A 10,784-nucleotide genomic window follows, 5' to 3' on the forward strand; every position below is an offset into this window, starting at 1 on the left:
CGGGGAATAAGTTTGTCGAAGACAGGCCAAGCAGGGTAAAAGGCGCAGGTCAGACCAGTCGGGCCACGGGCAGCGGCTCTCCCGGCAGCGGGCCGACCGCGGCGTCCGCCGCCAACGCGGCCAGGTACCGGGAGCGGGGCACCGGCTCGGCACCGAGGCTGCGGATGTGCGGACTGTCCCACTGGGCGTCGAGCAGCCGCCCGCCGGCCGCGCCGAAGCGCGCCCCGAGGTCGGCGACGGCGACGCGGGCGGCGTCGGGGCGGCGGTGGAACATCGAGTCGAGGCTGAGGACGGGCCCGACGGCGACACCGAACACCCCGCCGATCAGCTCCTCGCCCTCCCACAGCTCGCCGCTGTGGGCGGCCCCGAGCGTGTGCAGTTGCTCCAGCGCGGCCCGCAACTCACCCGTCAGCCAGGCCGGTTGGCGGCCCTCGGCGCAGCGGGCCAGCACCTCGCCGAAGGCCCGGTCGGCGCTGGTCCACCACTGCGGCCGGTGGCGCAGCCGCCGGGCCAGGCGGCTGCCGAGCCGGACGCCGTCGGGCGGCAGGACGGGCCGGGGATCGGGCGACCACCAGGCCAGCGCGTACGGGTCGCCCCCGCCGGGCAACAGTGCCACCTCGCCCGCCTCGACGGCCTGTTCGTAGCGCGCCTCGTTGTAGGCGCCGGCGTACTCGTCCGCCGCGGGCATCGGGAACAGGCCGCGGCGGTACGCCGCCAGCAGGTCCGACGCGCCGAGGCCGCCGCCGAACGCCACCGGCCCCTCCCCGGGCCCACGGTGGACGTCCAGCCCGTCGAAGGCGCTCATGCCGGAGGCCGGAGGAAGCCCTCCGCCGCCAGCCGGTCCAGGTAGTGGTCGAGCAGGCCCGCGTCGACGGCGGGCAGGTCGATCCCGCTGCCGGCGAGCGCGGCGTCGGTGTTGGCGCGGTCGAACAGCGGGAAGACGGGCCGGAAGTACAGCTCGCTGATCGACAGCGCCGACCCGGGGGCGCGGTCGACGAACAGCGGCACGAACGGCGTGATGGGGTGGGCGGGGCGCCCGGCGGCAAACCGCACCAGGCCCTGCACCCAGTCCCCGTAAGGGAGTTCGGAGATCGGGTGACCTCGGGCCCGGAGCCGTTCGGCGAGGTCGGCGAGGTCGGCCGGGCGCGGCGAGGTGAGGTGGTAGACCTCGCCGTCGGCGGGGGCGTGGGCGGCGATGTGGGCGATGGCGCGCGCGAAGCGGTCGGCCGGGACGAAGTCGAGCGGCAGCAGCACGTCCGGGCAGGTGCCGCTGTCCGCCAGGTACGCGATGAGCGCGCAGATCTCGGTGCCGGTGTTCATCACGCCGGTGGCGAGGTCCCCGGTGACGTCGTTGGTGCGCAGCACGGTGACCGGGAGCCCGGCGGCGGCGGCCTCGTGCAGCAGTTGTTCGGCGACCCACTTGCTCTCGACGTAGCCGACGCCGAGCCGGTCGGGGTGAGCGAGCGGGGTCCGTTCGGTGACCTCGCGGATGCCGGCCGCGCCGAAGCCGGCCAGCACGGCGAGGGTGGACAGGTAGTGCACGGGTACGCCCCGGCTGTGCCCGGCGAGGCGGATGATCTCGCGGGTGCCGCCGACGTTGGGCGCGCGCAGCTGGTGGTACGGGTAGAGGAAGTTGACCTGCCCGCCGAGGTGGTGGACGGCGTCCAGACTCCCGGCCAGACCGTCGAACCGACGATGCGTCAACCCCAGCCGGGGTGCGGCGAGGTCGCCGACCAGGGGCACCACCCGGGTGTCGGTGAGGTCGTGGCGCAGGAAGCGCTGCTGGGCGGCGCGCAGGCGTTCCAGCGCGTGCTCCTCGTCGGGGGCGCGGACCAGGCAGTGGATCCGGGCCCCGGTGGTGGCGAGCAGGGCGTGCAGCAGGTGGGCGCCGCAGAAGCCGGTGGCGCCGGTGAGCAGGATCTCGGCGGGTTCGGCGCGGCTGGGCGCCGGGCTCCAGGACTGCCGGACGGGGAGGGCGAGCCGGGCTTCGGCGGCCCAGTCGACGGCGGCCTCGCCGGGGCCGGGGCCGGGGCCGGGGCCGGCTCCGTCGGCGCCGGTGGTGCGGGCGGCGCCGTCGGCTCCGTCGGCGCGGGCGGCCTGGACGGCGGTCGCGAAGGCACCCAGGGTGGCGTCGCGCAGCAGCGCGCGGGTGAGGTCGCGGACACGGGTGACGTCGAGGCCGAGCATGATCCGGGCACGGGCGAGCATCTCCATGGCCAGCAGCGAGTTGCCGCCGAGGGCGAAGAAGTCGTCGGCGGGTCCGACGTCCTCGACGCCGAGCAGTTCGGCCCACAGCTGCCCGATGGCGTCCTCGACGGCACCCCCGCCCCCCGCCGCCCCGGTGCCGCCCGGGCCGGGCCCGGCCGGCGCGCGCGGCTCGGCGTGCGGCAGCCGGCGGCGGTCGACCTTTCCGGCCGGGGTGAGCGGCATCCGGTCCAGCGCCACGAAGGCGGCCGGGAGCATGTACTCCGGCAGCCGTTCGGCCAGGAAGGCGCGGAGCCGGTCGCGGCGGGCCCCGGCTTCCGCACCGGCGTCGGCGTGGTCGGCGAGCGTGTAGTAGGCGGTGAGCGCGCGACCCCCGTCGGCATCGCCTCCGTCGGCGGCGACGCGGGCCTGCCGGACGTCGGGGTGGGCGGCGAGGGCGGCCTCGATCTCGGCGGGGTCGACGCGGTGGCCGAGCACCTTCACCTGGTCGTCGAAGCGGCCGAGGATCTCCAGCTGCCCATCGGCCCGCCAGCGCCCGGCGTCGCCGGTGCGGTACATCCGCTCGCCGGGCACCGGCGCGTACGGGTCGGGGACGAAGGCCTCGGCGGTCGCCACGGGGGCGCGCCAGTAGCCCCGGGCGAGGCCGGGCCCGCCGAGGTGGATCTCGCCCCTCTCGCCGGGCCGCACGGGGGACAGCCGGGCGTCCAGGACGTGCACCCGCACGCCCGGCAGCGGGCGGCCGATCGGCACCGGCGCGGCCGGGCCGCCCGGGCCGGCGGCGTCCAGCAGGGCGGGGGTGACCTCGCAGAGCGCGGAGGTGACGGCGGCCTCGGTGACCCCGTAGGCGTTGACCAGCCGGACGCCGGGCAGCCGGTCCAGGCAGCTGCGGCAGTCGGCGGCGTGCACGACGTCCCCGCCGACGACGACCAGCCGCAGCCGCTCCGGGCCGGGCCCGCCGGGCGGGAGCAGCGTGAGCACGTGGTGCCAGTAGGCGGGGGTGAGGTCGGCGACGGCGAGGCCGAGTCCGGGCATCCGGTGGACGAGTTCGGTGGGCGCCCAGGTGCGGCCGCCGCCGAGGACGAGGGTGGCCCCGGCGAGCAGGGTCGCGAAGACCTGCTCCAGTGCGGTGTCGAAGCCGAGCGCGGCGAGTTGCAGGACGCGCTCGCCGGGGGCGAGGCCGTAGGCGTGGACGACCCGGTCGAGGGTGAACACCAGGGCGCGGTGGGTGACGGGGACGCCCTTGGGGGTGCCGGTGGTGCCGGAGGTGTAGATCAGGTAGGCGAGGTCGTCGGGCCCGGCACCGTCGGACTCACCGGTGCCGTCCGACCCGGTACGGGCCGGCCCGCCGGGCCCCTCCTCGGCGTCCACCGGCACCGGCTCGACGCCAGGCAGCGCCCCGCCGCCGTCGGTGACCGCCACCCGCGCCCCGCTGTCCTCGACCAGCCGGGCCAGGCGCCGCGCCGGGTACGCCGGGTCCAGCGGCAGCAGCGCCGCGCCCGCCTTCAGCACACCGAGCCAGGCGACGACCAGGCCCGCGCCGCGTTCGAGACAGACCGGCACCACCTCCTCGGGGCCGACCCCGCGCGCCCGCAGCGCCCCGGCCAGGCGATCGCTGCGCCGGTCCAGCTCGCGGTAACTCAGCGTGACGTCATCGGCGACGACGGCGACCGCGTCCGGGTGCTGCGCGGCGCGGGAGCGCAGCAGTCCGGGCACGGTGCCGCCGTCGCCATCGGCCCGCCCGCGGCCGCGCTCCCCGGGGGAGCCGAGCCCGGGGAAGCCGAGCCCGGGCGGGCGCCATTCGCGGGCCACGTGGGCCCGGCAGTCGTCGCGGCCGGCCGGCCCGTACACCAGGTGCCAGCCGCCCGGCACGGTCAAGTCGCCGGGCCAGATCGCGTACTGACCGCTGTCGTTGCGAACCACGGCGTGACGCCCGGACTTCACATCCGTTCGTACGCCCTGTGCGCTGTCTGCTGCGTCGTCCACCGGCTTGACCTCGTGCTGTGGCGGCAGTTTCCTGGGAGGTGCGACATTTCCGACTATACGCACTCAGGGCGCAGGACGAACGTCCGATCGCAACCCGATCGGACGCGACGCTGCCGTGTGCCCGTCAGCCCGGGACGAGACGACCCTGCGACCGCCAAGACCCGTCCTCGCCCGAACTCCCCCGTCCCACCGGCCGGGTGGCGTCGCGGAGGAGGTAGCCCCGTTGACACGTCGGCGACAACGCCTGATGGTCTGTTACCTGCTGTGGATGGTGCTGTTCACCGGCGTCTACTACATCAACCCCTCACAGCGGATCATCTGGTGGACGGGCATCGGGCTCGGCAGCGGCGCGGCCATCGTGGCCGGTGTCCGCCTCAACCGCCCCACGCACGCGCTGTTCTGGTACGTGCTGGCGCTCGCCAACCTGAGCTTCACCGCGGGCGAGGTCGTCCAGGTCGTCCAGACCCAGTTCCTGCACCTGCACAACCCGTTCCCGTCCGTCGCCGACGGCTTCTACCTGGCCGAGTTCGTGCTGTACGCGGCCGGTGTGCTCGGCTTCATCCGCTGGCGCACGGCCCGTCAGGACCGCGCCGGCCTGCTCGACGCGCTGATCCTCACCATGGGCCTGGCGCTGCTCGCCTGGATCTACCTGATCCTCCCGTACGCCCGCAACCCCGACCTCTCCTGGTTCCAGAAGGCCGTCTCGATCGGCTACCCGCTCGGCGACGTGGTCGTCCTCGCCCTGCTGCTGCGGCTGCTGACCCCGCGCGGCGGCAACAGCCGGGCACTGCAACTGCTCACCGTCGGCACCGTCGGCATGCTGGTCGCGGACACCCTGTACGGGCTGATCCAGTTGCACGGCAACTGGCACATCGGCACCCCCGTCGACTTCGGCTGGGCCGCCTTCTACACCGCCTGGGGCGCGGCCGCGCTGCACCCGTCCATGGTCGAGCTGACCAGACCCGTCCCCACCCAGCAGCCCGACCTGAGCGCCGGCCGCCTCGCCCTGCTCACCCTCGCCTCGCTGATCGCCCCGGCGATCCTGATCATCGAGTCGCTGGACGGCAACACCAGCAACGCGGGCGTGATCGGCGCCTTCTCCGCCCTCCTGTACCTGCTGGTGCTGGCCCGGCTGGCGGTCGTCGTGGGCGCCCGCCGACAGGCGATCGCCCGCGAGCGGGCCCTGCGCGAGGCCGGCGCCAGACTCACCGCGGCCGTCACCGTCGAGGAGGTCGCGGACGCCGTCCAGGCCACCGCCTCCACCCTGATGCCCGCCGAGCCCGGGCACGTCGCCCTGCTCGCCGTCACCGAGGCCGGCGTCCTGCACGTACGGCACGCCGAACGCGGCGCCGCCCAGCACCACCTCGGCCCCGTCACCGACTCCGACGAGGCGCTCGCCCTCGCCGCCTACCGGGAGACCCGGCTGCTGCCCGTCGAGGACATCGGCAGCGACCTCGCCGCCCGCCTCGACGGCATGCCCTCCGCCCTGCTGTGCCCGCTCACCCTCGACGAACGCCCCTCCGGCGACCCGCTGATCGGCGCGCTCATCGTCACCGGCACCACGCAGGAGCTCACCAGCCTGTGGGGCTCGCTGGAGATCCTGGCCGCGCAGGCCGCGCTGGCCGTCGAACGGGTCATGCTGAGCCAGGAGGTCAACCGCCGCAACAGCGAGCTGTACTTCCGCACCCTGGTGCAGAACGCCAGCGACGTCATCCTGATCCTGGACGCCGACGACGGCGTCCGCTACGCCTCCTCCTCCGCCGAACGGGTCCTCGGCTACCACAGTCTGGACGGCACCCTGCTCACCGAGCTCGTCCCGCCCGAGGACAGCCGGGCCGTCGGCAGGGCGCTGGCCCGGATGCGCGGCCCGGTGGGCGCCGCCCCGGCGCACGCGCCGGAGCACTCGCCACCGCGCGAGCAGCCGCACTCGCCACCGCGCGAACCGCTGCGCGAGCAGCCCCGTGAGCACTGGCGGCTGCTGCGGCAGGACCGGACCCCGATCGAGGCCGAGGTCCGCTTCAACGACCTGCGCGCCGACCCGACGGTCGGCGGCCTGGTGCTCACCCTGCGCGACGTGACCGAGCAGCGCCAGATGGAGCGCGAACTCACCCACCGGGCCTTCCACGACTCCCTCACCGGCCTCGCCAACCGGGTGCTGTTCCTCGACCGGGTCGGCCACGCGCTGTCCCGCGGCGAGCGCAGCGGCGCCGTCACCGGGGTGCTCTTCCTCGACCTCGACGACTTCAAGGTGGTCAACGACACCCAGGGGCACGCGGTCGGCGACGAACTGCTGATCGCCGTCTCACTGCGGGTCTCCACCGCGCTGCGCAGCTCGGACACCGCTGCCCGGCTCGGCGGCGACGAGTTCGCCGTCCTGGTCGAGGACGCGCTGCGCCCGGCCGACGTGGACGCCATCGCGGACACCGTACTGGCGGCGTTCGCAGAACCGTTCAAGCTGAGCGCCGGGGCCGTCCGGGTGACGGCCAGCATCGGCGTCGCCACCACCGAGGACAGCGTGGACGCGGCCGAACTGCTCACCCACGCCGACCTCGCGCTCTACTCCGCCAAGGCGGCCGGCCGCCGCCAGTGGCGCCACTACCAGCCCGCCCTCCAGACCGGGCTGGTGGAGCGGCACGAGCTGAACGAGAACCTGGACGCGGCGATCGCCGAATCCTCCTTCCAGCTGTACTACCAGCCGATCGTCGACCTGCGCACCGGCGGCCTGGTCGCCTTCGAGGCGCTCGTCCGCTGGCCGCACCAGCGGCGCGGCATGGTGCTGCCCGACGAGTTCATCGCCCTCGCCGAGGAGAGCGGCCAGATCGTCCCCCTCGGCGCCTGGGTCCTGGAACGCGCCGCCCAGGAAGCCGCCGCCTGGCACGCCGCCAGCTCCGCCGACCGCGCCGCCGCCGGCCTCCCCCCGCTGCGGGTCAACGTCAACGTCTCCGCCCGCCAGTTCCGCGACGCCGGCTTCGTCGACGTCGTCCGCGGCGCCCTGCACAGCTCCGGCATCGACCCGCACACCCTCGTCCTCGAACTCACCGAATCCGTCCTGATGCGCCGCGACGACCGCGTCCACGCCGACATGGCCACCCTCGGCGACCTCGGCGTCGGCATCGCCATCGACGACTTCGGCACCGGCTACTCCTCGCTCTCCTACCTGCGCGAGTTCCCGATCTCCATCCTCAAGATCGACAAGTCCTTCATCGACGGGCTCGGCCTCTCCCCGCAGCAGTACGCCCTCGTCGAAGGCATCGCCCGCATCGCCGACACCCTCGGCGTCCGGGTCATCGCCGAGGGCATCGAACACCCCGAACAGCGCGACCTCCTCGCCGCCATGGGCTGCCCGCTCGGCCAGGGCTACCTCTTCGCCCACCCCATGACCGCCCCGCAGGCCCGCGCCCTCGTCGGCGGCACCGCGCACGAACCGGCCTGACCGCCGGTCGCAGGACCGCGGCTCGGGTCCACACCTCAGGTCCGCGCCTCAGGTCCACGCCAGAGGGCCGCGCCTCAGGTCCACGCCCAGCGGATGCCCGCGACCCCGGGCCCCAGCGCGGTCGCCACCACGTGCGCCAGGTGGTGACTGTCCAGGGTGAGATCGGCCAGGCTGTCGTCCGGACCCTCCGAGTCACTCGCCGTGAACCACTGGCACTGCACCGGGAGTTCACCCGGATCGAAACGCACCCGCAGGACGTAGTGGTCCGCCGGGAAGCGGAAGGCCGCACGGTAGCGGCAGCACTCGGCCGCGCTGTGCGGGCGCACCTCGAAGGAGAACACCTGGGTCTCGGAGCAGTGCAGCGAGCGGTCGAACAGCAGCTCCGCGAGCACCACCCGGGCCACCGGATCCCGGCGCACCCGGCCCAGCCGGCAGCTGTCCCCCGCCACGATCTCGACGGCCCCCTCGTCCACGCCCTCGTCACAGTCGTAGATCAGCAGCGCCCGGTCCACCCCGTCCTGCCGGGCCCGGACCGCCACCATCGAACTGAGCGCCGCCAGTTCACGACGCGGCCCGACCGTCACCGTCGCGCACTCGGTGACCACCTGGAGCTTCCCGGCCGCCGGGCTGTCCAGATCCGCGAGCAGCCCGCCCAGATCACCGGGGGTGCGCACCATCTGCGGATACGGACGGGGACCACCGCCGTCGCGGTCCGCCCCGCCGCGCGGCCGCGGCGCACCCAGCAGGGCGGTGAGCGCGTGCGTCGGCAGCCCGAGGATCTCCTCCAGCGCGGCCACCACCCGTAACGACTCCGGGCGCTCCGGCCGGCGCAGGCCGCGCTGCCAGTAGCTCAGGGTCGTGACGGCGATCCGCAGTCCGCGCTCGGCCAGCCGGCTGCGCAGCCGCTCCAGCGGCAGCCCGCGGGCCTCGATCGCGGTGCGCAGCGCGAGGCCGAAGGGCCCGCTCCGCAGCGCGGCCAGCACGGCGGCGCTCTCCGGGGCAACACCGGGCGGCGGTTCCTGACGACTGGCCATCGGGACTCCCGGGGCTACTGGCCCGGCCGGCACGCGGCGGCGGGGCCGAGGGGACACGGCGGCGGTGCGGGGGGCGGCAGTACGGAGGCGGTGGCGCGGACGGCGGTGGCGCGGGACGCGGTGCGGGGGGACGCGGCGCGCTGTGAAATTACCGGCTTACCCCGGCCGCGTCCATATCCGGGAGCCCCACTCCCGGCCACCCGTCTGCGGCGCAGCACCTCCGCCGCACCGCCCCTCTTCACAGCCCCGTTCACAGCACCGCCCGCGCCCCTCCGGGGGGTCTGGGAGCGACCCGGCCGACTGCCTACGCTTCCTAGCACCCCGGTCCGGGCCCGCCGCGTCGGCCGCGCGGCAAACCCCCACACAGCACACCCCCACACAAGGCACACCCCAGGGCGGCGCCGGGTGCACACGGAGCCGCCCGTGCCCCCGCACGAAGGAGTTCCCCCATGAACGGACCCATCCGTGGGTCGTCCCTGCGCGCCGCACTGGCCGCGCTGTGCATGCTGGCCGCCGTCGTGACCACCGGTGCCGGCACCGCCTCGGCCTCCCCCCAGGCCGCCGCCGGAAGTTCCCCGGCCTTCGCCGCCAGTTCCCGGCTCAACATCTCCATGCAGACGCAGGAGCAGGACCAGTGGTGCTGGGCCGCCTCCGGCGACACCATCGCCACCTTCCTCGGCCACGGCACCGACCAGAACTCGTTCTGCGACCTCGCCTACGGCCAGGACACCTCGTACCAGTGCCCCAACCAGCCCGGCCAGCTCTCCTGGGTGCAGAACGCGCTCTCCGCCCTCGGGGTGTCCCCCGGTCAGGAGACCGGCGCCCTGTCCTTCACCACCATCGTCAGCGAGATCAACGCGGGCCGGCCGATCGAGACCGGCATCTCCTGGCTGGCCGGCGGCGGGCACGCCCAGGTCATCTACGGCTACGACCAGAGCAACAAGTCCATCTACTGGGGCGACCCGTGGCCCAGCAGCAACCGCTACAACCTGGCGTCGTACAGCTACTACGCCGGCTACAACGGCCAGTTCAACTGGAACGACTCGCTGTACCGGATCGGGGCGTGACACCATGACGCACTTCCGCGCCCCGCGCGCCCTCGCCGCCATCGCCCTCGCCGGCAGCGGACTGCTCGCCGCCGCCCCCGCCCTCGCCGCCACCCCGGCCACGGCAGCCGGCGTCCCGGCCGCCCCGTCCACGGCCGACGTCACCGCGGCCGCCGCGGCGGCGAAAGCCGCCCCCGTCGTGCAGACCCTCGGCGGGTTCTTCGCCCACGGCTCCGGCCAGGGCTCCTCCGACACCCGCCAGGCGCAGGCCGCCGCCCCCGCCCGGGTGGTCGGTGACACCGTGCCCGTGTACTACCTCAACCCGGACTTCGTCGCGGCGGCCTCCGTCGGGGCGCCGGTCGCGAAGTTCGCGTTCATGGCGACCGAGGCCGACGCGGCCGACGGCCGCAAGGCCTCGGTGTGGACGGCCCCCGACCCCCACGCCGGCGGATCCTGGGCCGAGATCAACATAGCCTCCGGCAGCGACGAGACCGACCACGCCGCCGCCGCGGCAGCACTGGGCCGGGGCGCCGTCGCCTTCGAGGAACCGCAGATCCGGGCCTGGTACGCCCTGGTCGACGGCCAGGTACGGCCGCTCAACCCGGACGCGGTCCGGTCCGTGGGCGACGCGGGCATCACCCTCGCCCAGTACCAGCAGGTGGTCCACGACCGGTACGCCGACAAGCTGCCCGGCACCGACTACGCCAAGGCGCACCTGCTCGGCGGCTTCGACCGGGGAACGTCCCCCGTCGCGGCGCCGGCCGGCGACTCCACCCCGACCACCGCCCTGCTCACCGGGGCGGGCACCCTCCTCGCCGCCCTCGGACTCGGCACGGCGCTACTGCGCCGCCGCCGGGCGGGCCGCGGCACCGCCTGACGGCACCTGCACGCCTCTCTTTGCGGAGGCGAAAACGGAAACTTCTCAGGGGAATTGACAGTAGGTCAATTTCCGTCAAAACAACCTCAGGCCTCGCTCGCATCCGCGGGCGAGGCCTTCTCCATACCCTCAGGCACCCCTTACCAGGGATGACGCCAGCGAGGTGGTCCAGGTTTTCGCAACGCCCCTACACAAATGATCTGTTA

General features: G+C 74.6%; 6 protein-coding genes. 3 read left to right on the forward strand and 3 right to left on the reverse strand.

Annotation, left to right across the window (positions count from 1 at the left end; genetic code table 11):
* Nucleotides 1-49: 49 nt before the first annotated feature.
* Both ABT015_RS25985 and ABT015_RS25990 read right to left on the reverse strand, forming a co-directional pair.
* Nucleotides 50-805: a leucyl/phenylalanyl-tRNA--protein transferase gene (locus ABT015_RS25985; protein ID WP_350883035.1), complete on the reverse strand. Its 756-nt coding sequence runs from the start codon at nt 803-805 to the stop codon at nt 50-52.
* On the reverse strand, nt 802-4,251 hold the full coding sequence (locus ABT015_RS25990) for an amino acid adenylation domain-containing protein (RefSeq protein WP_350883037.1): 3,450 nt from the start codon (nt 4,249-4,251) through the stop codon (nt 802-804). The genes ABT015_RS25985 and ABT015_RS25990 overlap by 4 nt, the downstream gene beginning before the upstream one ends.
* Nucleotides 4,252-4,411: 160 nt before the next feature.
* Here ABT015_RS25990 and ABT015_RS25995 point away from each other — a divergent pair, with 160 nt between their 5' ends.
* Complete coding sequence (locus tag ABT015_RS25995; protein WP_350883039.1) at nt 4,412-7,621, forward strand: EAL domain-containing protein; 3,210 nt, start codon at nt 4,412-4,414, stop codon at nt 7,619-7,621.
* Nucleotides 7,622-7,695: 74 nt separating this feature from the next.
* Here the strand turns inward: ABT015_RS25995 and ABT015_RS26000 are convergent, their stop codons facing one another.
* Nucleotides 7,696-8,655 (reverse strand): helix-turn-helix domain-containing protein, encoded by a 960-nt coding sequence (locus tag ABT015_RS26000; RefSeq protein WP_350883041.1) that lies wholly within the window; start codon nt 8,653-8,655, stop codon nt 7,696-7,698.
* A 449-nt stretch (nt 8,656-9,104) separates the two neighbouring features.
* Here ABT015_RS26000 and ABT015_RS26005 point away from each other — a divergent pair, with 449 nt between their 5' ends.
* Nucleotides 9,105-9,722: a papain-like cysteine protease family protein gene (locus ABT015_RS26005; protein ID WP_350883043.1), complete on the forward strand. Its 618-nt coding sequence runs from the start codon at nt 9,105-9,107 to the stop codon at nt 9,720-9,722.
* Between the two features lie 4 nt (nt 9,723-9,726).
* Complete coding sequence (locus tag ABT015_RS26010; protein WP_350883045.1) at nt 9,727-10,578, forward strand: hypothetical protein; 852 nt, start codon at nt 9,727-9,729, stop codon at nt 10,576-10,578.
* Nucleotides 10,579-10,784: the final 206 nt, after the last annotated feature.

The organism is Kitasatospora sp. NPDC094016 (assembly GCF_040304045.1).
GTDB lineage: Bacteria > Actinomycetota > Actinomycetes > Streptomycetales > Streptomycetaceae > Kitasatospora.